At 71.1% G+C, this 25,576-nt stretch carries 25 protein-coding genes; 21 read left to right on the top strand and 4 right to left on the bottom strand.

Features of this window, described 5'->3' with window-relative positions; all coding sequences use genetic code 11:
* The 13 genes from GXW71_RS19325 to GXW71_RS19265 all read left to right on the top strand — a co-directional run.
* Positions 1-369: hypothetical protein (locus GXW71_RS19325; RefSeq protein ID WP_211854195.1), on the top strand; the 369-nt coding region annotated here is incomplete at its 5' end.
* Complete coding sequence (locus tag GXW71_RS19320) at positions 366-1,085, top strand: OB-fold-containig protein (protein ID WP_211854194.1); 720 nt, start codon at positions 366-368, stop codon at positions 1,083-1,085. The genes GXW71_RS19325 and GXW71_RS19320, both read left to right, overlap by 4 nt.
* 109 nt (positions 1,086-1,194) lie before the next feature.
* The gene (locus tag GXW71_RS19315; RefSeq protein ID WP_211854193.1) at positions 1,195-2,871 is read left to right on the top strand and encodes a flotillin family protein; all 1,677 of its coding nucleotides are present in this window, start codon (positions 1,195-1,197) and stop codon (positions 2,869-2,871) included.
* Between the two features lie 93 nt (positions 2,872-2,964).
* A complete protein-coding gene (locus tag GXW71_RS19310; RefSeq protein WP_211854192.1) occupies positions 2,965-3,519 on the top strand; it encodes a TIGR00645 family protein in 555 nt (184 codons plus the stop codon).
* A 32-nt stretch (positions 3,520-3,551) separates the two neighbouring features.
* Positions 3,552-4,361 carry an aminoglycoside phosphotransferase family protein gene (locus GXW71_RS19305; protein WP_246526705.1) on the top strand — a complete coding sequence of 270 codons (810 nt, stop codon included), beginning with the start codon at positions 3,552-3,554 and terminating at the stop codon, positions 4,359-4,361.
* Positions 4,362-4,459: 98 nt separating this feature from the next.
* Positions 4,460-5,242, top strand: a complete 783-nt coding sequence (locus tag GXW71_RS19300; RefSeq protein ID WP_211854190.1) for a class II aldolase/adducin family protein — start codon at positions 4,460-4,462, stop codon at positions 5,240-5,242.
* A 373-nt stretch (positions 5,243-5,615) separates the two neighbouring features.
* Positions 5,616-6,965 (top strand): pentapeptide repeat-containing protein, encoded by a 1,350-nt coding sequence (locus tag GXW71_RS19295; protein ID WP_211854189.1) that lies wholly within the window; start codon positions 5,616-5,618, stop codon positions 6,963-6,965.
* An 8-nt stretch (positions 6,966-6,973) separates the two neighbouring features.
* The gene (locus GXW71_RS19290) at positions 6,974-8,737 is read left to right on the top strand and encodes a putative bifunctional diguanylate cyclase/phosphodiesterase (protein WP_211854188.1); all 1,764 of its coding nucleotides are present in this window, start codon (positions 6,974-6,976) and stop codon (positions 8,735-8,737) included.
* A gap of 158 nt (positions 8,738-8,895) precedes the next feature.
* A complete protein-coding gene (locus GXW71_RS19285) occupies positions 8,896-9,390 on the top strand; it encodes a hypothetical protein (RefSeq protein WP_211854187.1) in 495 nt (164 codons plus the stop codon).
* A 237-nt stretch (positions 9,391-9,627) separates the two neighbouring features.
* The gene (locus GXW71_RS19280; protein ID WP_211854186.1) at positions 9,628-10,104 is read left to right on the top strand and encodes a MarR family winged helix-turn-helix transcriptional regulator; all 477 of its coding nucleotides are present in this window, start codon (positions 9,628-9,630) and stop codon (positions 10,102-10,104) included.
* A 139-nt stretch (positions 10,105-10,243) separates the two neighbouring features.
* Positions 10,244-10,729, top strand: a complete 486-nt coding sequence (locus tag GXW71_RS19275; RefSeq protein WP_211854185.1) for a nuclear transport factor 2 family protein — start codon at positions 10,244-10,246, stop codon at positions 10,727-10,729.
* A gap of 111 nt (positions 10,730-10,840) precedes the next feature.
* Positions 10,841-11,329 (top strand): YybH family protein, encoded by a 489-nt coding sequence (locus tag GXW71_RS19270; RefSeq protein ID WP_211854184.1) that lies wholly within the window; start codon positions 10,841-10,843, stop codon positions 11,327-11,329.
* 23 nt (positions 11,330-11,352) lie between these two features.
* Positions 11,353-12,321, top strand: a complete 969-nt coding sequence (locus GXW71_RS19265) for a quinone oxidoreductase family protein (RefSeq protein WP_211854183.1) — start codon at positions 11,353-11,355, stop codon at positions 12,319-12,321.
* 16 nt (positions 12,322-12,337) lie between these two features.
* On the opposite strand, the gene GXW71_RS19260 is transcribed toward GXW71_RS19265, so the two are convergent.
* Positions 12,338-13,930 (bottom strand): ABC transporter substrate-binding protein, encoded by a 1,593-nt coding sequence (locus GXW71_RS19260; protein ID WP_211854182.1) that lies wholly within the window; start codon positions 13,928-13,930, stop codon positions 12,338-12,340.
* A gap of 177 nt (positions 13,931-14,107) precedes the next feature.
* Here GXW71_RS19260 and GXW71_RS19255 point away from each other — a divergent pair, with 177 nt between their 5' ends.
* Positions 14,108-15,469 carry a DUF763 domain-containing protein gene (locus GXW71_RS19255; protein ID WP_211854181.1) on the top strand — a complete coding sequence of 454 codons (1,362 nt, stop codon included), beginning with the start codon at positions 14,108-14,110 and terminating at the stop codon, positions 15,467-15,469.
* Positions 15,426-16,247, top strand: a complete 822-nt coding sequence (locus tag GXW71_RS19250) for a class I SAM-dependent methyltransferase (protein ID WP_211854180.1) — start codon at positions 15,426-15,428, stop codon at positions 16,245-16,247. Before GXW71_RS19255 ends, GXW71_RS19250 begins: the two co-directional genes overlap by 44 nt.
* 10 nt (positions 16,248-16,257) lie before the next feature.
* Here GXW71_RS19250 and GXW71_RS19245 read toward each other — a convergent pair whose 3' ends face one another.
* From GXW71_RS19245 to GXW71_RS19235, 3 genes are all read right to left on the bottom strand, one after another.
* Complete coding sequence (locus tag GXW71_RS19245; RefSeq protein ID WP_367617330.1) at positions 16,258-17,520, bottom strand: MFS transporter; 1,263 nt, start codon at positions 17,518-17,520, stop codon at positions 16,258-16,260.
* Between the two features lie 157 nt (positions 17,521-17,677).
* Complete coding sequence (locus tag GXW71_RS19240) at positions 17,678-18,145, bottom strand: carboxymuconolactone decarboxylase family protein (protein WP_211854178.1); 468 nt, start codon at positions 18,143-18,145, stop codon at positions 17,678-17,680.
* A gap of 104 nt (positions 18,146-18,249) precedes the next feature.
* Complete coding sequence (locus GXW71_RS19235) at positions 18,250-18,972, bottom strand: GntR family transcriptional regulator (RefSeq protein WP_211854177.1); 723 nt, start codon at positions 18,970-18,972, stop codon at positions 18,250-18,252.
* A gap of 97 nt (positions 18,973-19,069) precedes the next feature.
* Between GXW71_RS19235 and GXW71_RS19230 the strand changes: the two genes are divergently transcribed.
* The 6 genes from GXW71_RS19230 to GXW71_RS19205 are packed head-to-tail and all read left to right on the top strand — an operon-like array spanning position 19,070 to position 25,552.
* Entirely contained in the window at positions 19,070-20,791 is a 1,722-nt protein-coding gene (locus GXW71_RS19230; RefSeq protein ID WP_211854176.1) for an acetolactate synthase catalytic subunit, read from the top strand.
* Positions 20,791-21,822, top strand: coding sequence for a zinc-dependent alcohol dehydrogenase (locus tag GXW71_RS19225; protein ID WP_211854175.1), 1,032 nt, complete (start codon positions 20,791-20,793; stop codon positions 21,820-21,822). The genes GXW71_RS19230 and GXW71_RS19225 overlap by 1 nt, the downstream gene beginning before the upstream one ends.
* The gene (locus tag GXW71_RS19220) at positions 21,819-22,577 is read left to right on the top strand and encodes an SDR family NAD(P)-dependent oxidoreductase (protein ID WP_211854174.1); all 759 of its coding nucleotides are present in this window, start codon (positions 21,819-21,821) and stop codon (positions 22,575-22,577) included. Before GXW71_RS19225 ends, GXW71_RS19220 begins: the two co-directional genes overlap by 4 nt.
* A 47-nt stretch (positions 22,578-22,624) precedes the next feature.
* Positions 22,625-23,572: a Bug family tripartite tricarboxylate transporter substrate binding protein gene (locus GXW71_RS19215; protein ID WP_211854173.1), complete on the top strand. Its 948-nt coding sequence runs from the start codon at positions 22,625-22,627 to the stop codon at positions 23,570-23,572.
* 7 nt (positions 23,573-23,579) lie between these two features.
* Positions 23,580-24,062: a tripartite tricarboxylate transporter TctB family protein gene (locus GXW71_RS19210; protein ID WP_211854172.1), complete on the top strand. Its 483-nt coding sequence runs from the start codon at positions 23,580-23,582 to the stop codon at positions 24,060-24,062.
* Positions 24,062-25,552 (top strand): tripartite tricarboxylate transporter permease, encoded by a 1,491-nt coding sequence (locus GXW71_RS19205; RefSeq protein ID WP_211854171.1) that lies wholly within the window; start codon positions 24,062-24,064, stop codon positions 25,550-25,552. Before GXW71_RS19210 ends, GXW71_RS19205 begins: the two co-directional genes overlap by 1 nt.
* The last annotated feature ends 24 nt before the right edge of the window (positions 25,553-25,576 follow it).

Below are 25,576 nucleotides of genomic sequence, written 5' to 3'. Positions count from 1 at the left end.
CTGCGCCCCGGCCTGATCCGGCGCCTCTTCGCGCCGACCGCCGCCGGCCTCGCCGCCGAGGAGCGCGGTGCCCGCCTTGCCGAGCGGCTCGCCGCCCTCGAACGCCCACTGTGCGAGGAGGCGGAGCGGCTGCGCGGCAGCGCCGCCATCCTGGTGCGGGAACAGGGCGCCGCCGCGCGCGCCGGGCAGCTCGGCGCCCGGGCGGCGCTGGAGCTCGCGGAGGCGCATGTCGCGCTCCGTGATGCTGCGGCGACTTGGCAGGCCGCCTATCGGACGGGTAAAGATGTCGTACCCGCAACAAAAATCCTGGCCTCGGTGGCGGCGACGCTGATCGAGAATGGCTTCGCGGACGAGGATGCCGAGGAATGATCGACCTGCTCCTGCAGCCGCACAACCTGCCCTTCCTGGTGGCCGGCGGCTTCGTGCTGCTGTTCGCCCTGCTGGAAGGCGCGCTGCTGCTGCTCGGCCTCTCCAGCGATGCGCTGCTTGGGCACGGCCATGATGGCGCGCATGGGCTGGATCACCATGGCGGGGCGCATGGCGTCGGCCATGACATCCACCCGCACGACCACGCGGAAGGGGGCTTCCTCTCCTGGCTCGGCTTCGGGCGGGTGCCGTTCGCGGTGCTGCTGATCGCGCTCTGCGCCGGCTTCGCGGGGTTCGGGCTGCTGGTGCAGGGGCTGGCGCGCGGCATCCTGGGCGGGCCGCTGCACTGGGCCCTCGCTTCCATCCCGGCGCTCGCCGCCGCGCTGCCGGTGACCCGGGTCGCGACCGTCGCCATCGCGCGCCTGGTGCCGCGCGAACAGAGCTATGTGGCAAGCCGCGACAGCCTGCTCGGCCGCATTGCCGTCGTCGTGCAGGGCACCGCGACCGCGGCGTTGCCGGCCGAAGCCCGGGTGCCGGACGGCTTCGGCGGCTCGCTCTACGTCACGGTGGTGCCGGAGGCGGAGGGCGCGGCCATCCCGGCCGGCACCCGCGTCGTCCTGCTGTCGCGCACTGAGCGCGCTTTCGTCGTCGCCCCGGCGCGGGACGATCCCGTCGCCCCGGCGCGGGAGGACCCCGTTGCCCCGGCGCGCCTGCCCTGATCGCCGGGCTGTGCGCTCCGGCACGGCAGGAACCGCCGATCCCGCGCCAGACTGACGCCGCCGCATTGCCAACCGGGCTCTGACGCCTCACCGAGACAGGATCACCGCCATGGACACCCTCATCACCGCCGCGACACTCGCCCTTATCGCGATCGTGGCGCTGTTCGCGATCGGCTTCGTGCTGTCGCGGCTCTATCGCCGCTCCTCCAAGGAGACCGCCTATGTGAAGACCGGGCTCGGCGGCGCCCGGGTCATCGTCGATGGCGGCGCGCTGGTGCTGCCGGTGTTCCACGAATTCGTGCCGGTCAGCCTGAAGACTCACAAGCTGGTGGTCCGCCGCACCCAGGCCGAGGCGCTGATCACCCATGACAGCCTGCGCGCCGACGTCACCGTCGAGTTCTATGTCCGCGTGAAGAAGGACACCGAGAGCATCCAGAGCGCGGCGCAGACGCTCGGCAACCGCACCAACGATCCGGATGCGCTGAAGGAGCTGGTGGAGGGCAAGTTCGTCGATGCGCTGCGCGCCGTCGCTTCCGGCATGACCTTGCAGGAGCTGCACCTGAAGCGCGCCGACTTCGTGCAGAAGGTGCGGGATTCGGTGGGCGAGGACCTGAACAAGAACGGGCTGGAGCTGGAGACGGCCTCCCTCGTCGGGCTCGACCAGACCGACCAGAAGCACTTCAACCCCGACAATTCCTTCGACGCCGAGGGGCTGAAGCGCATCAAGGAGATCACCGAGGCGAAGCGGCGCGAGCGCTTCGAGATCGAGGCGACGACCAATGTCGCGATCGCCGAGCGCGACCGCGACCAGACCAAGTCGAAGCTGGAGGTGGAGCTGGCGACCGAGCGCGCGCGAGTCGAGCAGCAGCGGGACCTGGCCGAGCAGCGCGCCACCACCCAGGCGCAGATCGCGGCCAAGGAAGCGCTGGCCAAGCAGGAATCGGAGCTGGCGCAGATCTCGGCCGACCGCATCGCCCGTGAGGCGCGGATCGAGGCCAATCGCAGCGTCACCGAGCGCGAGATCGAGAACGAGAAGACGCTGGCGATCCGCCGGCAGGAGAGCGAGGCGGCGATCGCCGACCAGTCGCGCGCCAAGTCGGCGGCCGAGGAAGCCGCGTCGCAGGCGCTCGCACTCGCCGTCACCGCCGAGGAGACGGTCGAGACCGCACGCTCCGTCGAGCGCGCCGAGCGCTCGAAGCGGGTCGCGCTGCTGCAGGCGGCGGAAGCCGCGGAGCGCGAGGCGATCGGCGTCACCACCGGTGCCCGCGCCGAGCGCGAGGCGGCGGAGGCGCGCGCCGCCGCTCTCGCCACCGAGACCAAGGCGAAGGCCGATGCCGAGATCCTGATGGCCCAGGCCTCGGCCGCGAAATACGCCGCGGATTCCGAAGGTCAGGCGAAGCTGAACGCGGCGCGCAACACGCTGGAGCCGCGTATCGTGGAGCTGGAGCTCCGGCTGCGCCTGGTGGAGGCGCTGCCGGCTGTGCTGGCCGCGATGGTCAAGCCGCTGGAGCACATCGATTCCATCCGCGTCGTCGACGTCACCGGCCTCGGTGGCGCGCATGGCGGGGCCGGTGCGAATGGCACGGCCGGGCTCGATGCCGCGGGCGCCGCCTCGGGCTTCCCGGAGCAGGTGGTCAATGCGGCGCTCCGCCACCGCGTCACCTCGCCGCTGGTCGACGACCTGCTGCGCGAGGTCGGCATCACCGATCCCGGCAAGCTCAACGGCATCCTCGCCGCGGTGCAGCCGCCCCTGGTGCCGCCGGCAGGGCCCACCACGCCCGCGTAAGCAAAGCGAGCCTCGACAATCGATCGGGCGGGGCGATATAGCCGCCCCGCCGGCAAGAACAGCCACAACGATCGATCGAACGGACCCCACCCGATGAAAGAAGTGACGGAACGCACGCCGCTCCGCCCCCTGCCCTATCTCATTTTCAGCTCGCGCTGGTTGCAGTTGCCGCTCTATCTGGGCCTCATCATCGCGCAATGCGTCTACGTGTTTCTGTTCCTCAAGGAGCTCTGGCACCTCGTCTCGCATGCGGGCGATTTCAGCGAGCAGCAGATCATGCTGGTCGTGCTCGGCCTCATCGACGTGGTCATGATCTCGAACCTGCTGGTGATGGTGATCGTCGGCGGCTACGAAACCTTCGTCTCGCGGCTGCGCCTGGAAGGCCATCCGGACCAGCCGGAATGGCTGAGCCACGTCAATGCCGGGGTGCTGAAGGTCAAGCTGGCGATGGCGATCATCGGCATCTCCTCCATCCACCTGCTGCGGGTCTTCATCGAAGCAAGCCGGATGGGTTCGCCGGGGGCCACCATCACCTCCGAAGCCGTGATGTGGCAGACGATCATCCACTCGATCTTCATCCTCTCGGCGATCGGCATCGCCCATGTGGACCGGATGACCCAGGGACAGCATGCGAAGGCGCCGCACTGATCCGGGGCCGCCACCCCTGACCGATGGTTGCGATGTTCGACGCCTATCTGGACCGCTGGGGCCTGGTCCCCGACGGCGCCGCCATCGTCACCCATAGCGGCCGCCTGCTGCCGGTCCGGCAGGCAGGCGTGCCCGCCATGCTCAAGCTGGCGGCCGATCCGGACGAACGCCTGGGCGGCGCGCTGATGGCTTGGTGGGACGGCGCGGGTGCCGCGCGCGTGCTGGCGCGCGACGGCGACGCCCTGCTGCTGGAACGTGCCGAGGGCACCGCGTCGCTCGCCGAGATGGCCCGCACCGGGCGCGACGACGAGGCCTGCCGCATCCTCTGCGCGGTCGCTGCCCGGCTGCATCAGCCGCGGCCGCAGCCGCTGCCGGAGCTGCTGCCACTCGGCGACTGGTTCCGCGACCTGTGGCCCGCCGCGGCCTCCCGTGGCGGGATCCTCGCGCGCGCCGCCGAGGCCGCCCGCTTCCTGCTCGCGGAGCCGCGCGAGGTCGTCCCGCTGCATGGCGACCTGCATCACGACAATGTCCTGGATTTCGGGCCGCGCGGCTGGCTCGCGATCGATCCCAAGCGGCTGATCGGCGAGCGCGGCTTCGACTATGCCAATATCTTCACCAACCCCGACCTCGCCGACCCGAGCCGCCCGGTCTCGACCGTACCTGGCTGCTTCGCGCGGCGGCTCGCGGTGGTGAGCGAGGCGGCGAGGCTGGAGCGCGACCGGTTGCTGCGCTGGATCCTGGCCTGGACCGGGCTCTCGGCGGTCTGGTACCTCGGCGACGGCGACCCCGCCTTCGTCGATCTGACGGTGGCGGAGCTGGCGGCAGCCGAGCTCGATCGGTAGCCAAGCAGGGCGCCGCCGCGGCCCCGGCGGATATGGCCTTGTCCTGACGGCCATTCGGCCTAGCATCCTCGGGCACAGATCCGAGGAGTGACCCGCCCATGCCTCTGGAAACGTCCGAACACCCGGAGCTCTCGATCGCCGATGCCCGCCGCCAGGCCCGCATCGATCTCGCCGCCGCACACCGCCTGGCGGTGATGCACGGTTTCAACGAGGGCATCTTCAACCACCTCACGCTGCGCGTGCCCGGCACCGACGACCGCTACTATCAGATCCCCTTCGGCCTGCACTGGTCGGAAGTGACGGCGAGCTGCTTCATGGAGATCGGCTACGACGGCACGCGGCTCGCCGGCGAAGGCGAGATCGAGCGTTCCGCCTATTGCATCCACGCGCCGATGCACCGGGCGCTGCCGGGCGCGGCGGCGGTGTTCCACACCCACATGCCCTTCGCGAGCGCGCTGGCGCGGCTCGAGGATCCGCATATCCTGCCGATCGGCCAGACCGAGCTCGGCACCATGCTGCACACCGCCTATGACGAGACCTATACCGGTCTCGCCTTCGACCCCGCCGAGGGCGAGCGCCTGGCCGGCGTGATCGGCGACAAGACCGTGCTGATGATGGCGAACCATGGCGTCGCGACCGTCGGCAAGACGGTCGCGGAGGCCTATGACCGCCTCTACTACGTGGAGCGCGTGGCACAGGTGCAGCTCTACGCGATGTGGACCAGCAAGCCGTTGAAGTTCCTGCCGCCCGCGGTGATCGACAGCACGATCAGCAACTTCAAGACCTCTGCGCACCGGTATGGCGGCCGGTCGAACGCGGATTGGCACTTCTCCGCCCTCAAGCGGATCCTCGACCGCCGCGAGCCCGACTACAAGGACTGAGCGCCGCCAGGTTAGACGCAGCCCTCCACGAGCCTGCGGATCACCCCGGCTGCCGTCGGCGGCGGCCGCCGCCGACGGCAATGCTGCTCTCGGCCGCGCTGATGCTCGGCTGGCTGGCCGGGCGCGGCGCCAGGCCTGGTCGGAGGCCGCCGCCGAGCTGGAGGGCGCGGTCGACGCCCATTTCGCCGCCGGCCTGCGCACCCCCGACATCAGCGGCCTTCGCGCTGCGCGCTTCGGAGGGCCTGTTCGCGGCCCCGGAGCACCGGTCCTCCGAAGCGCGCAGCGCGAAGGGAGGGCCAAAAAACCTCCCGCTACCCATACCTTAACGAACTGCGCAGTACTGGATTCATTCGGACTCCATGTCGGGAACCCAATGGCCGCGACCAAGCCCCTGCGGGCCGCGAAGCTGACCCTGGTCGGGCCCGAGCGCCTGGCCGAGGCGCTCGGCCAGCATCAGCGTTACGTGCGCGGCGCGCCGGGCGGCGCGCGGGCCTGCCTGAAGTTCCATGACCTCGCCGGCCGGGAGCTCAGCGGCCGCGACCTGACCGGCGCCGACCTGTCCGGGGCCTGCCTCAGGGGCGCCGACCTCACCGATGCCGAACTCAGCGGTGCCATCCTCTACGGGGCCGATCTCCGGGGCGCGATTCTCGACCGCGCGCGCCTGGCGCGTGCCGACATGCGCGGCGTGACGCTCCGCGGCGCCTCCCTCGCCCATGCCGACCTGACCGGCGCCGACCTCCGCGACGGCGTGCTGGTGCAGAATGGCGAGGGGGAGATGCTGCCCTCCTGGGCGGCGGATCCCGCGATCGTCTCCGATGCCTGCCTGCTGGGTGCCCGCCTGTACAAGGCCAAGCTGTCCCGCGCCTCGCTCTCGAACACCGACCTGCGCGACGCCGATCTCCGGGGCTGCCAGCTCGTGGGTGCCGACCTGACCGGCTGCGCCATGGATGGCTGCGATCTCGAAGGGGCGGACCTGACGGACGCCGTCCTGAAGGGCAGCAGTCTCGATGGCGCCTCGCTCATCGGGGTCGACCTCTCGCGGGCCAATCTCGAGGGCGCCAGCCTGCTCGGCACCCTGCTCGACGGTGCGGCGCTCGGCGGCGCCCGCATGGCGGGCGCGATCCTGCCGCGCAAGCTCGAAGGCGGCCGCGGTGCGCTCGACGCGGCGCTCGCCGCGCATACGCAATGGGTCATCTCCGGCGGCAAGGAAGGACGGCGCGCCGATTTCTCCGACACCGACATGTCCGGAGCCGATCTCGGGGGCGCGATGCTGATGGCCGCCATCCTCTCGCGTGCCACGCTGCGCGGCGCCAATCTCAGGGCCGCGCGCCTCGTGCTGGCGGATCTCTCCGGTGTCGATGCCCGCGAGGTGGACCTCAGCGGCGCCGACCTCCGGGGTGGCGACCTGGAGCGCGCCCGGTTGCATGATGCGCTGATGGCCGGGGCGCGGCTCTCCCCCTTCGCGGTGGGCGGCGCCAGCCCGCGTGTCGTGCCGGCCAACCTGGCACTCGCCCGGCTCAGCCGCGCCGACCTGACCGGGGCCATCCTCGACATGGCCAGGATGGCGGGCGCCGACCTGTCGCGGACGACGCTCACGGGGGCCAGCATGCGCGACGCCGACCTCACCGCCGCGAAGCTCGTCGGCGCCAATACCGCCGGGCTCGACTATCACGGCGCCGAGCTTGACCGGGTGGTGGGCCTAGTCCGCCCGGCCGCGGCATGACAGCGGCCATGCCCGTACGGGATCCTGCCGTCGCGGATCCCCCGTGCCCCCGTCCCGCCCAGCCCCTGCCGCCGGACCGGACCGAGGCCGACCTCGCCGCAGCGCTCGGTGGCGTCTCCGAGGGCGTCGCCGTCTGGGACGCCGCCGGGCGCCTCCTCATCGGCAACCGGCGCCTCGAGGAGATCTTCGGCCTCCGCGCCGGCTCGGCCCTGCCCGGCCTGTTCCTCGGCGATTTCCTGGCCATGGCCGCCGCCGCCGGACGCCTCGACCAGGACGATCCGATCGAGGCGCGCGCCGCGCTGGAGGCCGTCCTCGCCCGGCGTGAGGCGCTGACCTGGGACATGCAGACCGCCGACGGGCACGCCATCCGTGTCCTGGTACGCCCGGCGCCGGGCGGCGGCTGGATCGGCTCCTATAACGACATGACGGACCGGCTGCGGGCCGAGGCCAAGGCCGCCTACATGGCCCGGCACGATCCGCTGACCCAACTCGCGAACCGCCCCTATTTCCGCGAGCGCCTGAGCGACGCCCTCGCCCGCGGCGGCCAGGCGGCGATCCTCTTCGTCGACCTCGACCGCTTCAAGGAGATCAACGACAGCCTGGGACACACGGCGGGCGATGCCCTGCTGCGCGCGGTGGCCCAGCGCCTCTCCGGCTGCTTCCGGCATGGCGACACGGTGGCCCGCCTCGGCGGCGACGAATTCGCGGCGGCGCTGACCCGCGGCGAAGGCCGGACGGAGGCCGAGGCGGTCGCCCGGCGCATCGTCGCGGCGCTGTCCCGGCCCTTCGCGCTCGATATCGGCGAGGTGACCGTCGGTGCCAGCGTCGGCATCGCCTTCGCCCCTTCGGACGGCAGCGACCCCGAGACCCTGGTGCGTGCCGCCGACCTGGCGCTCTATGCCGCCAAATCGGAAGGCCGCGGCGCCCACCGCTTCTACGATGCTTCGATGGGCCGGGCGCTGCACAGCCGGCGCTCGCTCGAGGCCGATCTGCGCCAGGCCATCGAACAGGAGGCGCTGGAGCTCCATTACCAACCCATCGTCTCCGCCCGCACCGGCCAGGTCTCCGCCATGGAGGCGCTGATGCGCTGGAACCATCCGGAACGCGGCCTGGTCCCGCCCTCGGCCTTCATCCCGATCGCGGAGGCGACGCGGCTCGTGCTCCAGCTCGGGTCCTGGGCGCTGCGCCGCGCCTGCGCCGATGCCGCGGCCTGGCCGGAGCGGGTCAAGGTCGCGGTCAACCTCTCGCCCGCCCAGTTTGTGGCCCATGACATCCTGGGCGATGTGCGCCGCGCGCTGTCGGAATCCGGCCTGGCGCATGGGAGGCTGGAGGTCGAGGTTACGGAATCCATGCTGGTGCGCGACGCCGACCGGAGCCGCCTGCTGTTCCAGGAGCTCCGCGCGATCGGGGTGCGGATCGCCATGGACGATTTCGGCACCGGCTATTCCTCGCTCAGCCAGCTCCGCGACTTCCCCTTCGACAAGGTGAAGGTGGACCGCGCCTTCGTCGCCGATCTCGGCACCGGCCGCCGGGGCGCCGAGGCGATCGTCCGCGCGGTCACCGGCATCGCCGCGGCGCTCGGCATGGAGACGGTCGCCGAAGGGGTGGAGACGCGCGAGCAGCTCAAGGGCGTGGTCGCCGCGGGGTGCGACCATGCGCAAGGCTGGCTGTTCGGTAAGGCCGCCCCGCTCGCGGAGGCGACGCGGCTGCTCGCCGCGATTGAGGCCAAGACCCGCCAGGTCGCTGCGACCCCGGTCGTCGCGCGGGGGTGACCGCGGCCCCAGGAGCGGATCGCTGAAGGGCGCTGCCGGGCCATCTCTGATGAATTCTTCAGAGTCCCGCACCAGTTCCCGCCAGGAAGCCGGGCATAGCCTTCTCCGGTCCGTACCGCCGTCGAGCGACGGTCGGACCGGAAGAAAGGAAGCTGACTATGTTCATTCGTCATTCGGCCAGACTTGCCGCCGCGCTGATCGCCGGCGCGACCCTGGCGATGGGCGGTCCCGCCTTCGCCGCCAGAAACGCGCATGAGACCGTGACCGAAGTGATCCCCCAGGCGCCGGGTGCCGCCACTCCGGTGCCTGCCTTCCCGTTGTGGTCGGCCGACGGCGCCGCGCCGCCGGCCGCGGCGGTGCCGGCCGCCGCCACCCCCGCAGCGCCGCAGAGCCTCGGCGCATCGGGTGCGGTGGCAGGGCTCGTCCGCCAGGCGGATGCGGCGCTGAAGGCGCGGCATACCGCCGCAGCAGGGGAGCGGCTGGAGCAGGCGGAAACCGCGCTGCTGAATGCCCGCACCGATGGACTGCGAGGTTACCGCATCCAAGTGCAGGACATCTCGGCCGCCCGCGGCGCGCTCGCCACCGGCAATCTCGGCGCCGCGCAGCGCGATGTCGCCCAATTGATGCAGACGCTCGACCATCCGGCCGCCTGACCGCGGCCGAATGGCGGCGGGCCGTCTTCCGGGCGGCCCGCCGGCGGGTTGCGCCCTCAGCTCCGCCCGGGGCGTTCCAGAAGATCGCGAAGCTGTCCAGCACGCTGGTGATGTTGCGGCGATCGGCCGCCTCTGCCTCTGTCGGAATCGCTCGTGCGTCTTCATCCAGGCAAGCGCCCTTGCATATGGTCTCATATGCCCATATTATTCATTGGCATCGCCTTGGATGGATCGAGCATGCCCGCTTCGCGGAAAGAGGCCGAGCCGGGCCGCTGCAACAACACGGCGCTGCGCAAGGCGGCGCGTCACGTGACGCGGTTCTACGATGGCTGCATGGCGGAAAGCGGCCTGCGCACGACCCAGTATGCAATCCTGAACCTGCTCGCGGATCGCGGGCCGATGACGATGGCGGCGCTCGCCGGACTGCTAGTCATGGACCGGGCGACCATGGGGCACAACCTGCGGCCGCTGGAACGCGACGGGCTGATCACGATCGAGGTCGGCCGCAGCGACCGGCGCGAACGCGAAGTCTCGCTGACGGATTTCGGCCGGCAACGCGAAGCGGAGGGCAAGACCCTCTGGCTGAAGGCGCAGAGGCGCTTCGAACAGGCTTTCGGCGCGGAGGATGCGAAGGCAATGCGGCGGGTGATGGCCCGCATCGCGGCGATGGAGCTGGACGTCCAGAGCGTGAGGCCGTTCGGCCGAGAAGTCTGAGTCACGCGATCAAACAAGGCACTGGAGCATGGTGCATGAGCGGAAGCGAACGCATCCAGGAAGCCTCGCCGGAGCCGGCCGTCGCGCCACCCAGTGGGCATCCAGATAGGGGCATATGAGATCAATGAGGAAAGGAAGCATGATGACCCGTCTTCGAAGCATCGGCGTCACCGCCATGCTGCTGCTTTCGCAGGTCCTTCCGGCCAGCGCGGCCGAAGCCGTCGGCCCGGACGACCTGCGGGAGATCCGCGCCGTGTTCCTGCGGCAGGCCGAGGCCGCGACGGCGCATGATATCGGGGGTATCGACGCCGTGCTCGCCCATGCCGCCCCGGGACGGCCGGACCCGGTCAGCTTCATCGCCCGCGCCTATCGGTTCTGGGGCCGGGAGGCGGTGATGGAGCATTTCCGGGCGATCTTCCGCGGCACTTGGCGCTTCGAACCGGACCAGGACGCGATCCGCATCGTCCCGCTCGGTGCCGACACGGCACAGATCTTCGCGCCCACCCGCGTCACGCTCGATGTCGGCGGCGCTCCCGCCACCCAGCCCTTCCTTGTCGAGGAGGTCGCCATCCGCACCACCGATGGTTGGCGCATCGCCACCATCGTCCCGGTGCCGGCGCAATAGCCAACTGATGGAACCGCCCGGCGGCCCCGCTCGCCGGGCGCCTGGACCGGCTAGGCACACCGCCGTCGCTCCTTACAGGGGCATATAAGACTATTTGAGGAAGGAAAGACGATGATCCGTATCAAGAGAAGCGGCGGTGTCGCCGCCATCCTGCTGCTGCTCGCGCAGGCACTCCCCGCGCACGCGGCCGAGGATGCCCATCCGGACGACCGGGAGGCGATCCGGGCGCTCTTCCTGCGCCAGGCCGCCGGCGAGAATGCGCATGACATCGGCGCCATCGACGCGGTCCTCGCCCATGCCGCGCCGGGCCAGCCGGACCCGGTCAGCTTCGTCGCCCGCGCCTACCGGTTCTGGGGCCGGGAGGCGGTGATGGAGCATTTCCGGGCGACCTTCCGCGGCACCTGGCGCTTCGAACCCGACCTGGACGCGATGCGCATCGTCCCGCTCGGCGCCGATGCGGCGCAGATCTTCGTCCCGGCCCGCGTCACCTTCGCGCCTGGCGGCGCCGTCACGACCCAGCTCTTCCTCATCAACGAATTCGCCATCCGAAGCGGCGATGGCTGGCGCGTCGCCGCCATCGTCCCGGTGCCGGCGCAATAGCCGCGACAGCGCAGGAGCAACCCGTGAAAGCAGCAGTCTACTACGCCAATGGCGGCCCGGAGGTGTTCCGGTACGAGGATGTCCCGGCGCCGGATTGCGGCGCGGAGGATGTCGTCATCCAGGTCGCAAGCGTCTCCGTCGAAGGCGGCGACCTCATCAACCGGGAGATCCGCCCCCTCGCCCACATCCCCCATATCGTCGGCTACCAATGCGCCGGCACCATCGTCGCGGTCGGGGAGGAAGTCCGGGGTCGCCGCATCGGCCAGAAAGTGGTGGCGATCCTGGACTGGGGTTCGCATGCCGAACTCGCCGCGGCGCCCGCAGGCGATACCTGGGTCCTGCCCGACGGCATGGATATCGACCAAGCGGCCGCGGTTCCCGTCGCCTGGGGAACCGCGCATGAATGCCTGTTCGCATTCGGCCGCCTCCAGGCTGGGGAAACCGTCCTGATCCATGCCGGCGCCGGTGCCTTGGGGCTTGCGGCGATTCAGCTCGCCAAGCGCGCGGGCGCCAGGGTATTCGCAACGGCATCGGGCGCGGCGAGGCTCGACCTGCTCCGGCCATTCGGCACGGATCTCGGCATCGACTACCGCAGCGACGATTTCGTCGAAGTCGCGCGCCGGCACACGGACGGCAGGGGCGTCGATCTGGTGATCGACAGCATCGCCGGCCGCAACCTGGCCCGCAGCATCGAAGCCCTCGCCTGGCGTGGACGGGCGATCACGGTCGGCGTCTCCGGCCGCGATGCGGAAGGCTTGGACCCCGTGTCGCTCTGGCGCCGCGGCAACAGCTTGCACGGCGTCTATTTCCCGACCCTTCTCGACCGGGAGCATGCGCGCGTGCATGCGATGGTGCAGCAGCTCCTCGATCAGGTCGCGCGTGGCGAGTTGCGGGTCATCATCGACAGGGTCTTCCCCCTGTCCGAGGCCGCGGATGCCCATCGCCATGTCCTGAGCCGCCAGGCCTTCGGCCGCGTGCTCCTGCGACCATGAGCAGGCGGCCTCGCCCTCAGCTCCGGCGCAGGTTCCAGAAGGTCGCGAAGCCGTCCAGCACGCCGGTGAGGTTGCTCCGGAAGGCGGTCGGCTGCAGGTATTGGCCGAGCGGGTAATAGGGCACCTCCTGCAGCGCCACGGCCTGCATCTCGCGGCAGATCGTCTGCTGCGCGGCGAGGTCGGGTGCCGTGAACCAGGTGCTGCGCAATTCCTCGAGCCGCGGGATGGTGGCCCAGCCGGCATAGCCCGCCTCGCCGGCGCCGCGCAGCGCGATGTGCCCGGCCGGATTCAGCCAGTCCATGCCCGCCCAGTTGGTGACAAAGGCGCTCCAGCCGCCTTCCGCGACCGGGCCCTTGCGGTTGCGGCGCTGAAGCATGGCGTTGAACTCGACCGTGTAGACCTCGACATTCAGCCCCGCCTGCTTCAGCGAGTCCGCCGCGACCGTGCCCATCGCGAGCGACCCCGAGGAGGTCGAGGGCACCATCAGCAGCACCGTCTCCCCGCGATAGCCAGCGGCGCGCAGCGCTTCCTTGGTGCGCCCGTAGTCGCGGGGGGCTGTGAGCGGCGCGAGGCCGTCGGTGGAGGCCATCGGCGTGCCGGGGCAGAAATAGCCGAGCGGCACGTGGAAGAGGCTCGTCTCCTGCGGCCCGACCAGCGCCTGCATGGTGGATGTCTGGTCGATCGCGCCCCAGAGGGCGCGCCGGATCTCCGGATTGTTGAACGGCGCCTGCAGATGGTTGACCTGCAACTGGCCGACGAAGCCGGTGCGGTCCAGCACCTGCACCCGCACGTTGCGCGAGCGCCGCATGAGCGGGAGCTGGTCGTGATAGGCGTATTCCTGCCAATCCGCCTCACCCGCGAGCAGCGCGGATGTGGCGGTCGAGGCATCCGGCATCACGCGCCATTCGACGCGGTCGAAATGCACGACCTTCGGGCCCGAGGTCCAGGCGAGCGCACCGTCGCGACGCGGCACGTAGCCTTCGAACTTGGTGTAGACATTGAGGGATCCCGACACGCGCTCATCCGCCTTGTAGCGAAAGGGGCCGCTGCCGATCAGCTCCGGCACCTGGCGATAGGGATCGGTCTCCGCGAGCCGTGCCGGCATCATCGCACAGACCGGCACCGAGGCCTTGCCGAGCGCGATCGGCAGCAGCGGGAAGGGATGCTTCAGGCGGAAGCGGATGGTGCGGTCGTCGGGCGCGGAGAGCTCCTCGGTGGCTTCCATCAGCATGCCGCCGAAGGGATCGCGCTTCGCCCAGCGCTTCAGGCTCGCGACGCAGTCGCGCGCGAGCACGCGCTCGCCGTCGTGGAACAGCAGGCCTTCGCGCAAGGTCAGGTCCCAGCGCTTGCCGTCATCCTCGATGCGGTGGCCATCGACCATCTGCGGCGTCGCCTGGAAATTGGCGTCCATGCCGTAGAGCGTGTCGAAGACCATGTAGCCGTGGTTGCGGCTGGCATAGGCGGTGGTGGTGACGGGATCGAGCGTCACCAGGTCCTGCTGCGGGGTGAAGCGCAACGTGCTCGCCGATTGCGCGCGCACCAGCGACGGGCCCGCCAGCGAAGATGCGACGCCTGCGCCGGCGGCGATCATGAGGGAACGACGACGCATGCTGGCAAATCTCCTGTGGCGGAAGGCAAGGCCGCATCCGCGTGCGGCGCGGCGGCCCCATCATGGGAAGGATCGGGCGCGGCAGATCAAGCAGTATCCATGCCATGGGCGGAACCGGGTCGCGAGCCGCCAGGCGGCATGCTAGAAGCATGTTGCCATTCTGTTCCGGAGAAGCCCGTGGCCCGACGCGCCGGCAGCGCCGACCTGCCTTTGCACCATGGACGGGTGCCGGCCTGGCTCGGCCAGCGCATGGCACGGCTCGGCGCCGTGATCGCCGAGGCCATCATCCACCACTACGGCCGCGACGAGTTCCTGCGCCGGCTGGCGCATCCCTTCTGGTTCCAGTCCTTCGGCGCCGTCATGGGCATGGACTGGCATTCCTCCGGCATCACCACCTCGGTCATCGGCGCGCTGAAGCGCGGGTTGCAGCCGCTCGCCGGTGAGCTCGGCCTCCATGTCTGCGGCGGCCGCGGCAGCCATTCGCGGCAGACGCCGCAGGAGCTCATCGCGATCGGCGAGCGCGTCGGCTTCGATGGCGCGGCACTCGCGCAGGCCAGCCGTCTCGTCGCCAAGGTCGACAGCGCCGCCGTCCAGGACGGCTTCGACCTCTATCTCCATGGCTTCATCGTCGCCGATGACGGCACCTGGGTGGTGGTGCAGCAGGGCATGAACGACGCGACCCGCTATGCGCGCCGCTATCACTGGCTATCCGAGGGCCTGACGAGCTTCGTCGCGGCGCCGCATGCGGCGATCGAGGGCCACGGTCAGGGCGTGATCGTCAACCTGACCGATCATCGGGCGGAAGCCTCGCGCCGCGGCCAGCTCGCGCTGCTCCAGGATATCGGGCCGGATGGCATCCTGCGCGAGGCGGCGGCACTCGATGGCGTGCCGCCCGCGCCGCCGGCGCCGCAGCAATCGTTGCTGCCGCACCTCGTCATGCCGGCGCATCACGACGTCAGGCCAAAGGATGTGATGCTGCGCCGGCTGCATGGCGCGCTGGCCGCGGCGGCGGATCGCGGCCCGACCGATTTCACGGAGCTGCTGCTGGTGCCGGGCGTCGGCGCCCGCACCGTGCGATCGCTCGCGATGGTGGCCGAGGTGGTGCATGGCACCCCCTGCCGCTTCGCCGATCCCGCGCGCTTCTCGCTCAGCCATGGCGGCAAGGACCGGCATCCCTTTCCGGTGCCGACCAAGGTCTACGACCAGACGATCACCGTGCTGAAATCGGCGATCGACCAGGCGAAACTCGGCAACGACGAAAGGCTGGAGGCGATCCGCCGCCTCGACGATCAGACCCGCCGATTGGAGCGCCATGCCACCGGCCCGAGCCTGCCGGACCATGTCGGTGAGGAGCGGCGCCGCTCCCACGAGTATGGCGGCCGCAGCGTCTTCGGCTGGGAGCCGGCACCGCCCTCCGCCGCCCAGGCGACGCTGGCGCACCGCCGCGGAAGCCATCACACTCCGGCGGCTTCGGCCCGCTCCCAGGAGACGCGCGATGACGGCCAAGGACGACCCGAACCAGGCCATCGGCCGGGCTGACGTCTGGGCGGCGGGCGATCTCTACGAACCCTATGTCGGACGCTGGAGTCGCCTGGTGGCGGCCGAGTTCCTCGCCTGGCTCGGCGTGCCGGCGGGCGCCGCATGGCTCGATGTCGGCTGCGGCACCGGCGCGCTGAGCCAGGCGATCCTCGACCGGCAGGCACCCGCCGCGGTGCTCGGCATCGATCCCTCCGAAGGCTTCTTGGCGCATGCACGGCGCCAGGTGACCAATCCGCGGGCCGAGTTCCGGCTTGGCGATGCCCAGGCCCTGCCGGTGCCGGATGCGGGTTTCGACGCTGTTGTCAGCGGCCTGGTGCTGAACTTCGTGCCGGACCAGGCGCGGGCCGCCGCGGAACTGCGCCGCGCCGCCCGACCCGGCGCAACGGTCGCGGCCTATGTCTGGGACTACGCCGAGGGCATGCAGATGATGCGCCGCTTCTGGGATGCCGCCATCGATCTCGATCCGGCGGCGGCCGAGAAGGACGAGGGGCGGCGCTTCCCGCTCTGCCGGCCCGATCCGCTGCGCGCGCTGTTCGAAGGCGCCGGGATCGGCACCGTCACGGTGACCGCCATCACCGTGCCGACGCTGTTCCGGAGCTTCGACGACTACTGGACGCCCTTCCTCAGCGGTCAGGCGCCGGCGCCCGGCTATTGCATGGCGCTCGACGAGGATCGCCGCGCCGCGCTGCGGGAGCGACTGCGCGCATCCCTGCCCGCAGCGCCGGACGGCAGCATTCCCCTCGCCGCCCGCGCCTGGGCGGTGAAGGGAACCGCCTGAGACGCTGCCATCAGGCCGCCTGCTTCGCGGCCGCCGGTGCCGCCGTCGGCCGTGGTGGCTCCCGCAGGCGCGGCAGGAACACGGTCAGCAGCCCCAGCAGCGGCAGGTAGGAGCAGACCTGGTAGACGGTCGCGATGCTCGTGAGGTCCGCGAGCTCGCCAAGCGCCGCGGCGCCGAGGCCGCCGAGCCCGAAGGAGAAGCCGAAGAACACGCCGGCCACCAGGCCGACCTTCCCCGGCAGCAGGTCCTGCGCATAGACCAGGATCGCCGAGAAGGCGGAGGCCATGATCAGCGCGATCGCCACCGACAGCACCACCGTCCAGAAGAGGTTCGCGTAGGGCAGCGCCAGCGTGAAGGGCAGCGCGCCGAGAATCGAGAACCAGATCACCGGCAGGCGCCCGACCCGGTCGCCGACGAAGCCGCCGAGCAGCGTGCCGACGGCGAGCGAGCCCAGGAAGACAAACAGGATGACCTGTGCCGCCTGCACCGACAGCGCGAAGCGGTCGATCAGATAGAAGGTGAAGTAGGAGCTCAGGCTCGCGGTATAGACGTTCTTCGAGAAGAGCAGCGCCACCAGCACCAGGATCGCGGCCGCGACCCGGCCGCGCGACAGCCCGTGCCCAGCCGCGCCGCTCCGGCCCCGCGTGCCGCCGTGGCCGACGCGGTTGCGCGCATACCAGGCGCCGACCTGCATCAGGATCAGCATCGCGAGCAGCGCGACGCCCGAGAACCAGAACAGGCTCCCCTGCCCGCTCGGCACCACGATGAAGGCGGCGAGCAGCGGCCCGGCGGCGGAGCCGGTATTGCCGCCGACCTGGAACAGCGACTGCGCCAGCCCGTAGCGCCCGCCGGAGGCAAGCCGCGCGACCCGCGAGGCTTCCGGGTGGAAGACGGCGGAGCCGATGCCGATCAGCGCCGCGGCCAGCAGGATCACCGGGTAGGAATGCGCCTGCGCCAGCAGCAGCAGCCCGATCAGGGTCGAGCTCATGCCGACCGGCAGCGAATAGGGCCAGGGATGGCGGTCGGTGTAGATCCCGACCACCGGCTGCAGCAGCGAGGCGGTGCACTGGAAGGCGAGCGTGATCAGCCCGACCTGCCCGAAATCGAGGCCATAGTTGGTCTTCAGCAGCGGATAGAGGGCCGGCACCAGCGACTGCATCATGTCGTTGAGCAGGTGGCAGAAGCTGAGCGAGAGGATCACCGCGAAGGTGGTCGTGCTGGCGGCGCTGGAGGGCGCGGGCGCCGCGGCGGCGGCTTCGGTGTTCTGGCTCACGGGCGGTCGTCCATCTGCCGGGACGATGCACGATAGGCGCCTGCGCCGCGACGGCCAGACCCGCGTGTCGCATGGCGGCGATGCACGCGGGCCTGGACCGATCGACATCCTGCGGACAGGTCTAGGCCCGATCGGCCCTCGCGCAACCTTCGTTCCCTCAGGCCGCTTTCTGCGCCGCCCTTGCCTCCTCCGGCTCGACCCAGAGGCCGAAGCCGACGGCGAGGCGGTTCCAGCCGTTGATGGCGTTGATCGCCAAGGTGAGCTTCACCTGCTCCTCCTCGCTGAACTGCGCCCGGAGCGCTTCATGGGCGGCCTCGTGCTGGTGGCCTTCCGACAGGCGCGTCAGGGCTTCCGCCCAGCCGAGCGCCGCGCGCTCGCGCGCGGTGTAGCAAGGCGCCTCGCGCCAGGCCGGGAGCAGGTCGAGGCGCTGCTGGCTCTCTCCCCGTTCCCGCGCCCAGGCCATGTGCATGTTGAGGCAGTTCGCGCAGCCATTGATCTGCGAGACGCGGATCTCCACGAGCTCGGCCAGGCCGGGCTCGACGCTGTCGACGAAGGCGCGGGAGCTGCTCATCCAGGTCTTCATGAGCGCCGGCGCGGCGGCAAAGGGGTTGAGCTTGGCCATCATGGGCAGGGTCCCTTTCGTTGGTCTCCGACCCCATGACGAGACGGGATAGGCGCCTGTGACATGCGTGCACGAAAAAACCGGCAGGCGAGGTTCCCGGGCCGGCCCTATCCCGCCGCCGCCCGCCGCGGCGCGCGCAGCGCCGCCTCGGCCGGCGGTGCTTCCGCCAGCAACGGGCGCAGCATCGCGGCATGCTCGCGCAGATCCCGCTCCAGCGCCGCGCGTGCGCCTTCCGGATCATGCGTCGCCAGCGCGCGCAGCCAGGCCTCGTGCGGATGATCCTCGGGCGCCACGGGACGCGGCACCGCGATCAGCAGGCTGATGGTCGGCCCGACCTGCACCCAGAGGCTTTCCACCACCCGCTGCAGCACGGGCATGCGCGCGATGGCGATGACGCCGAAGTGGAAGCGCTCATTCTCCTCAAGCACCACGCGCATGTCCTTCGCCCGGCGCCCCTGCATGAGCCGCACCTGGATGCCGCGCAGCGCCTCCACGTCCGCCGGCGCGGCCAGCAGCGCCGCGCGCGCAGCGGCGCGCCCTTCCAGCTCGACGCGGAGGTCCATGATCTCGTCGTAGCGGTCGACCGCGAGCCGCGGCACCCAGGCGATGCCGCGCGCATCGAGCTCCAGCGCGCCTTCCGAGACCAGGCGCAGCAGCGCTTCCCGGACGGGCGTCGGACTGACCCCGAGATCGGCCGCCAGCATCCGGTGCACCAGCTTCTGGCCAGGCACCAGCCGCCCGCCCACCAGGGCGTCGCGCAGGCGCCGGTACACCTTCTCCGCGAGGGTCTCCTCGCGGTCGACGGGGCCGAGGGAGCTGTCCATGTCCATGCAGGCGGGGAGTCTCGCGGGGCAGGGTTGACCGGTCAAGCGCTTTGCAGTTTGCTATAGCAAATACCAATACAACAAATCCACGAGGACACGCCCGATGCCCGGATCCGCCGCCGCCCCGAATGCGAATGTCGCCCTGCGCCTCGCGGAAGCCTTCGCGCGGCATGGCGTGACCACGACCTTCGGGCAGAGCCTGCCCTCTGCCTTCCACCTCGCCGCCCCGCATGCCGGCATCAGCCAGACCGTCTACCGGCAGGAGAACATGGGCGGCACCATGGCCGACGGCTACGCCCGCATCTCCCGCAAGGTCGGTGTCGTCACCGCGCAGAACGGCCCGGCCGCGACCCTGCTGGTGCCGCCGCTGGCGGAGGCGATGAAGGCGAGCGTGCCGGTCATCGCGCTGGTGCAGGAAGTCAACCGCGACACCGCCGACCGGAACGCCTTCCAGGAGCTCGACCACATCAGGCTCTTCGACGCGGTGGCGAAGTTCGTCCGCCGCATCGACCGCGCCGACCGGCTGGAGGATTACGTCGACATGGCCTTCACGGCCGCGACTTCCGGCCGACCCGGCCCCGCCGTGCTGCTGCTGCCCGCCGACCTGCTGCTGGAGAAGGCCGCCGCCGCGTCCGAGCGCCGCGCCGTGCTCGGCCATTTCCCGCTCGACCGGACGCTCGCCGACCCCGCGCGCATTGCCGAGGCCGCTGCGCTGCTCGCCCGCGCGAAGCGCCCGCTGATCATCGCCGGCGGCGGCGTGCATCTCTCCGGCGCCGCGGCGGAGCTGGCCGCACTGCAGCAGGATGCGCACCTGCCGGTCGCGACCACCTTCATGGGCAAGGGCGGCGTCGACGAGAACCATCCGCTCTCGCTCGGCGTCGTCGGCAACACCATGGGCCTCGGCGCGCGCACCCACGACCTGAAGCCGATGGTGGAGCAGGCGGATGTGGTGCTGCTGGTCGGCAACCGCACCAACCAGAACGGCACCGATTCCTGGACGCTCTATCCGCGCACCGCGCGCTTCATCCACATCGACCCCGATCCCGCCGAGATCGGCCGCAACTATGAGGCGCTGCGCCTCGTGGGCGACGCGAAGCTGACGCTGGCCGCGCTGCGCGAGGCGATGCTGGCGCAGGACCTCGCGGCACGCGCCGATGCGCGGCCGCGGGTGGAGGCGGAGATCGCCCGCGCGGTCGCGGGCTGGCGCGCGCTGATCGCCGGCGTCATCAGCCGCGGCGGCGGGCCGGTGCGGCCGGAGCGGGTCGCCGCCGAGATCGACAAGCGCCTGCCGGCCGACGGCATCATGGTGGCCGACGCCTCCTACTCCTCCAACTGGATCAACATCTACATGACGGCCAAGCGCGCCGGTCAGCGCTTCCTGAGCCCGCGGGGCCTCGCCGGCCTCGGCTGGGGCGTGCCGCTGGCGATCGGCGCCCAGGTCGCGGCCCCCGATGCGCGTGTCGTCTGCCTCTGCGGTGATGGCGGCTTCGGCCATTCCTGGGCGGAGCTGGAGACGCTGCGCCGCCTGCAGGTACCGGTGACCGTGGTGGTGCTGAACAACGGCATCCTCGGCTTCCAGAAGCATGCGGAGGACACGAAGTATGGCGACCACACCGTCGCCTGCGACTTCGCGGAGGTGGACCACGCGGCGATCGCCCGGGCCTGCGGCATCGCCGGCGTGCGCGTGGAGCGTGGCGAGGATCTGGGTGCCGCACTCGATGCCGCCTTTGCCTCCGGCAAGCCGAACCTGATCGAGGTGATCACCGACCCCGACGGCAAGCCGCCACTGACCATGTACCAGGGGCACTATCCGGAACCATTCTGATGCTCGCCCTGCGCAAGACCACCGCAGGCTTCGGGCTGGAGGCGCTCGAGGTGCCGGAGCCGCCGGCGCCCGGGCCCGGCGAGGTCCGGGTGCGGGTCGAGGCGGTCGGCATCTGCGGCAGCGACGTGCATGCCTATGAATGGACCGACGGCTACGGGCACATGGTGCCCTACCTGCCGCTGACCATGGGCCATGAATTCGCCGGCCGCGTCGATGCGGCGGGCGGTGGCGTCAGCCTGCCGATCGGCACGCGCGTCGCGGTGCATCCGGCGCTGTTCCGCGGCAGCGGCGCCCATGCCTGGCCGGGCGATGCGCGGATCGGCGCCGAACGCCTGACCATGGGGCTCACCGCCGATGGCGGGTTCGCGCGCTTCGTCACCATCCCCGCCGGCAATGCGCTGCCGCTGCCGGATGCTGTGGACGCCGAGCTCGGCGCGCTGGTGGAGCCGCTGGCGGTCGCGGCCGAGGCCGTGCTGGTGGGCGAGGTCAGGCTCGGCGACACGGTGCTGGTACTCGGCCCCGGCACCATCGGCCAGGGGCTCGCGCTGATGGCGCGGGCGGCCGGCGCCGGCCGCGTGCTGGTCGCCGGCCGCGCCGATGCGCCGCGCTTCGACGTGCTGCGCCAGCTCGGCTTCGCCGACTGCATCGATATCGCCGACGCGCCGCTCGCCGACCAGGTGCTGGCCGCGACCGGCGGCAAGCCGGTCGACGTGGTGCTGGAGGCGACGGGCCACCCGCCCTCCATCACCGACGCGCTGCCGGTGCTGAAGCGGGCCGGCGTGCTGGTCGTGGCCGGCATCCATGCCGCGCCGCTCTCGCTGCCGCTGACCGCCTTCGTGCGCAATCGCCACCAGCTCCGCGCCTCGCACGGATCGGAGCGGTCGACCTGGGGCCGCGTGATGGCGCTGCTGGAGCGCGATCCCGAAGGCTTCCGTCCCATGATCACGCATCGGCTGCCCCTCGCCCGCGGGCTCGAAGGCTTCGAGCTCTCCCGCCAACGCGCCGCCAGCAAGGTGATCCTGCTGCCATGAGCAATGCCGATCGCGTCGCCCTCGTCACCGGGGCCGCGCGCGGCCTCGGCGCCGCCATCGCCCGCCGCCTGGCCGCGGCGGGCCATCCCGTCGTGCTGGCCGATGTACTGGAGAGCGTCGACGCCACCGCGGCGTCGATCGCGGCGGAGGGCCTCGAGGCGCGCGCCATCCGCCTCGATGTCGCCGATGAGGGCGCGATCCAGGCGCTGCCGCAGGTGCTAGGCGACTGGTGGGACCGCCTCGGCGTGCTGGTGAACAATGCCGGCATCTCGCCCAAGGTCGATGGCCGCAAGCGCATGGTCGAGGACATGCCGACCGAGGAATGGCGCCGCGTCCTCGACGTGAACCTCACCGGCCCCTTCCTGCTCTCCCGTGCCGCGATCCCGGTCATGAAGAAGCGCGGCTGGGGCCGCATCGTGATGATGACCAGCCAGGCGGCGCGGGTCGCGAGCACCATCACCGGCGCCTATTACGGCGCCTCGAAGACCGGGCTGATGGGCTTCGCGCGCAACCTCGCCGCCGAGCTCGGCCCCTTCGGCATCACCGTGAACAGCGTCGCGCCCGGCCGCATCAACAGCGACATGGTGGCGGGCGCAGCGCCCGGCCTGAACGAGGCCTTCCTGGCGCGCATCCCGCTCGGCCGCCTGGGCGAGCCCGAGGATGTGGCGGAGGTCGTGCATTTCCTCACCTCCGACGCCGCGTCCTACCTCACCGGCACCACCATCGACGTGGGCGGCGGCAGCTACATGCCCTGAGCGCAGGCCTGCCAAGAAAAGCAAACGTCACCGAGAGGAACATCGTCATGCAACGCCGCACCCTGATCGCGACCGGCGCCGCCGCGCTCTTCGCTCCCCGCCTCGCGCTCGCCGCCTGGCCGGAGCGCGAGATCACCGTGATCGTCCAGTATGGCGCCGGCGGATCGACCGACGTCTCGACCCGCGCCATCGCCGCCGAGGCGGAGAAGATCCTCGGCGTGCCCGTGCAGATCGTGAACCGGCCAGGCGGCCAGGGCACGGTCGGCGTGCAACAGATCGCAGCCGCCCGGCCGGACGGCTACACGATCGGCACCACCGGCCTCGCCGGCCTCGCGATCGCGCCGCACATGCTGGACGTCGCCTATGGCTTCGAGAGCTTCACCTTCCTGCCGGCCTTCGCGCGCTACCTCTATGGCATCGCGGTGCGCGCGGAATCGCCGCACCGGACGATCCAGGACCTGGTGAACGCGGCGAAGGCCCGGCGCACCACTTTCGGCGCCACCGGCGCGCCGAACAATATCGGCATGTTCGACATCGCCCGCGCGACCGGCGCCCGCTTCCAGTTCGTCCCCTTCGGCTCCGGCGCGGAGGCGGTGACGGCGACGCTCGGCGGCCATGTCGATGCGGTGATCCAGAACCCGCCGGAGATGCTGCCGGCACTCGAATCCGGCCGGCTCCGCCTGCTCGCCTCGGCCAGCGCCGGCCGCTGGAAGGAATATCCGGAGGTGCCGACGCTGCGCGAGCAGGGGGTCGATGTCGTCGTCGATTCCATGATCGGCTTCATCGGCCCCAAGGGCATCCCGCAGGACCGCGTGGAGCGGCTGACCAGCGCCTTCCTCGAAGCTGCACAGAAGCCGGCGTTGGCCGAGATCCTCGGCCGCTTCGGCATGGTGCCCTCCATCCTGCAGCCGCAGGAGTTCGAGCGCGTGGCGCGGGAGGCGCATGACCGCTTCGGCCCGCAACTCCGCGAAGCCGGCCTGGCCCGGCGCCGTTGAGCCGGCGATGACGCGGACCGCGCGCTGCGTCGCCCTGGGCGGCGTCATCTTCGCGATCCTGGCCTGGCGCGAGGCAGCGAAGCTCGAGAGCTGGGGCTGGGATGGCCCGGGCCCCGGGCTGCTGCCGCAGGTGCTCGCGGTGCTGATGGGCATCCTGGCGCTGGCGGTGCTCGCCTGGCCGGGGGATCCCACGACCGAGCCGGAAGGCGGCGCGCGGCCCTGGGCCAACCGCACCTTCCTGACCTATGGCATCGCCATGCTCGGCATCGCGCTGGCGCTGCCCTGGCTCGGCTTCGTGGCGCCGATGCTGGTCGCGACCATCGCGATGCTGCGCTTCGGCGAAGGCACAAGCTGGCGGGAGGCGCTGCTCTACGGCCTGCTGCTGACCGCCGGCATCGTGCTGATCTTCGGCACGGCACTCGGCGTCCCCTTCCCCTCCGGCATCGCGGAGCGCGCGCTGTACTCACTCGGCTTAGTGCGAGGCGCCTGATGATCGACGGATTGCTGCACGGCTTCGCCGTGCTCTCCTCCTGGCAGAATCTCAGCCTTTGCCTGCTCGGTGCCTTCCTCGGCACGGTGGTCGGCGTGCTGCCGGGGCTCGGCCCGGCCACCACCATCGCGCTGCTGCTGCCGATCACGCTGAAGCTCGACCCGACCGGCGCCATCATCCTGCTGGCCGGCATCTACTACGGCGTCGCCTATGGCGGCACCCTGACCTCGGTGCTGATGCGCATCCCGGGCGAAGCATCCTCGGTCGTCACCTGCATCGACGGCTACGAGATGGCGCGGAAGGGCCGCGCCGGCGCGGCGCTCGGCATCGCTGCCATCGGTTCCTTCTTCGCGAGCACGGTCGGCATCCTCGGCGTCATGCTGCTCTCGCCGCCGCTGGCGGAACTGGTGATCGCCTTCGGCCCCTGGGAATATGCGGCGCTGATGCTGGCCGGCCTGTCGCTGATCGCCTTCTTCGCGGCTTCCGGCCTCGCCAAGGCCGGGCTGATGGCGCTGCTCGGCCTCATGCTCGGTTCGGTCGGGCTCGACCCGATCTCCGGCACGCCGCGCTTCACCTTCGGCATCCCGGAACTGGTCGACGGCATCAACATCACGCCGCTGGCGCTCGGGCTCTTCGGCCTGTCGGAGCTGCTCTACCTGGCGCTGGTCAAGGACACCAAGGCCGAGATCCTGCGGCCGCCGACCTCGCTCCTCGGTTTCCTGCCGTCGAAGCAGGAGGCGAAGCGCTCGGTGGCGCCAGTGCTGCGCGGCTCCGTGCTCGGCTTCCTGGTCGGGCTGCTGCCGGGCGGCGGCGCAGTGCTCGCCTCCTTCCTCTCCTATGCGGTCGAGAAGCGGCTGGCGAAGCGGCCGGAGGAATTCGGGCGCGGCGCGGTCGAAGGCGTGGCGGGGCCTGAGGCGGCGAACAATGCCGGCACCGCCGGTGCCTTCATCCCGCTGCTGACGCTCGGCATTCCGTCGAACGCGGTCACCGCGCTGCTGCTCGGCGCGCTCCTGATCCATGGCGTGCAGCCGGGCCCCATGATCCTGGAGCGGCAGCCCGAGATCTACTGGGGCGTCATCGCCTCGATGTATCTCGGCAATGTCATCCTGCTGGTGCTGAACCTGCCGTTGGTCGGGCTATTCGTGCGCGCGCTCGAGATCCCGCGCCGCTACATGGCGGCAGCGATCCTCGCGATCTGCGTCATCGGCGTCTACAGCACCAACCTCGCGACCTTCGACGTGCTGCTGGCGGCGGGCTTCGGGCTGCTCGGCTTCGCGCTGCGCCGTGGCGGCTTCGACCTCGGGCCGCTGGTGCTGGCCTATGTGCTGGGGCCGACCTTCGAGCGATCGCTGCGGCAGGGGCTGCTGATCTCGGACGGCGAGCTCGGCATCCTGCTGGAGCGGCCGATCGCGCTCGGCTTCATCCTGGCGGCGATCGCGACGCTGGCGGCGGCGGTGCTGCTGCGCAACCGCGCCCGCGTCGCGGATTGAGGATGGCGGGCCGGCAGCCCGGCG

This window comes from Plastoroseomonas hellenica (assembly GCF_018129085.1).
Classification (GTDB): domain Bacteria; phylum Pseudomonadota; class Alphaproteobacteria; order Acetobacterales; family Acetobacteraceae; genus Plastoroseomonas; species Plastoroseomonas hellenica.
The sequence above is the reverse complement of the archived record's forward strand: the minus strand, read 5'-3'. Positions and strand labels throughout refer to the sequence as shown.

Bases quoted from the DNA above. Each gene is read 5' to 3' on its own strand.
- GXW71_RS19320 (WP_211854194.1), top strand. From the start codon at position 366: ATGATCGACCTGCTCCTGCAGCCGCACAACCTGCCCTTCCTGGTGGCC.
- GXW71_RS19315 (WP_211854193.1), top strand. From the start codon at position 1,195: ATGGACACCCTCATCACCGCCGCGACACTCGCCCTTATCGCGATCGTG.
- GXW71_RS19310 (WP_211854192.1), top strand. From the start codon at position 2,965: ATGAAAGAAGTGACGGAACGCACGCCGCTCCGCCCCCTGCCCTATCTC.
- GXW71_RS19305 (WP_246526705.1), top strand. From the start codon at position 3,552: ATGTTCGACGCCTATCTGGACCGCTGGGGCCTGGTCCCCGACGGCGCC.
- GXW71_RS19300 (WP_211854190.1), top strand. From the start codon at position 4,460: ATGCCTCTGGAAACGTCCGAACACCCGGAGCTCTCGATCGCCGATGCC.
- GXW71_RS19295 (WP_211854189.1), top strand. From the start codon at position 5,616: ATGGCCGCGACCAAGCCCCTGCGGGCCGCGAAGCTGACCCTGGTCGGG.
- GXW71_RS19290 (WP_211854188.1), top strand. From the start codon at position 6,974: ATGCCCGTACGGGATCCTGCCGTCGCGGATCCCCCGTGCCCCCGTCCC.
- GXW71_RS19285 (WP_211854187.1), top strand. From the start codon at position 8,896: ATGTTCATTCGTCATTCGGCCAGACTTGCCGCCGCGCTGATCGCCGGC.
- GXW71_RS19280 (WP_211854186.1), top strand. From the start codon at position 9,628: ATGCCCGCTTCGCGGAAAGAGGCCGAGCCGGGCCGCTGCAACAACACG.
- GXW71_RS19275 (WP_211854185.1), top strand. From the start codon at position 10,244: ATGATGACCCGTCTTCGAAGCATCGGCGTCACCGCCATGCTGCTGCTT.
- GXW71_RS19270 (WP_211854184.1), top strand. From the start codon at position 10,841: ATGATCCGTATCAAGAGAAGCGGCGGTGTCGCCGCCATCCTGCTGCTG.
- GXW71_RS19260 (WP_211854182.1), bottom strand. From the start codon at position 13,930: ATGCGTCGTCGTTCCCTCATGATCGCCGCCGGCGCAGGCGTCGCATCT.
- GXW71_RS19250 (WP_211854180.1), top strand. From the start codon at position 15,426: ATGACGGCCAAGGACGACCCGAACCAGGCCATCGGCCGGGCTGACGTC.
- GXW71_RS19240 (WP_211854178.1), bottom strand. From the start codon at position 18,145: ATGATGGCCAAGCTCAACCCCTTTGCCGCCGCGCCGGCGCTCATGAAG.
- GXW71_RS19235 (WP_211854177.1), bottom strand. From the start codon at position 18,972: ATGGACATGGACAGCTCCCTCGGCCCCGTCGACCGCGAGGAGACCCTC.
- GXW71_RS19230 (WP_211854176.1), top strand. From the start codon at position 19,070: ATGCCCGGATCCGCCGCCGCCCCGAATGCGAATGTCGCCCTGCGCCTC.
- GXW71_RS19225 (WP_211854175.1), top strand. From the start codon at position 20,791: ATGCTCGCCCTGCGCAAGACCACCGCAGGCTTCGGGCTGGAGGCGCTC.
- GXW71_RS19220 (WP_211854174.1), top strand. From the start codon at position 21,819: ATGAGCAATGCCGATCGCGTCGCCCTCGTCACCGGGGCCGCGCGCGGC.
- GXW71_RS19215 (WP_211854173.1), top strand. From the start codon at position 22,625: ATGCAACGCCGCACCCTGATCGCGACCGGCGCCGCCGCGCTCTTCGCT.
- GXW71_RS19210 (WP_211854172.1), top strand. From the start codon at position 23,580: ATGACGCGGACCGCGCGCTGCGTCGCCCTGGGCGGCGTCATCTTCGCG.
- GXW71_RS19205 (WP_211854171.1), top strand. From the start codon at position 24,062: ATGATCGACGGATTGCTGCACGGCTTCGCCGTGCTCTCCTCCTGGCAG.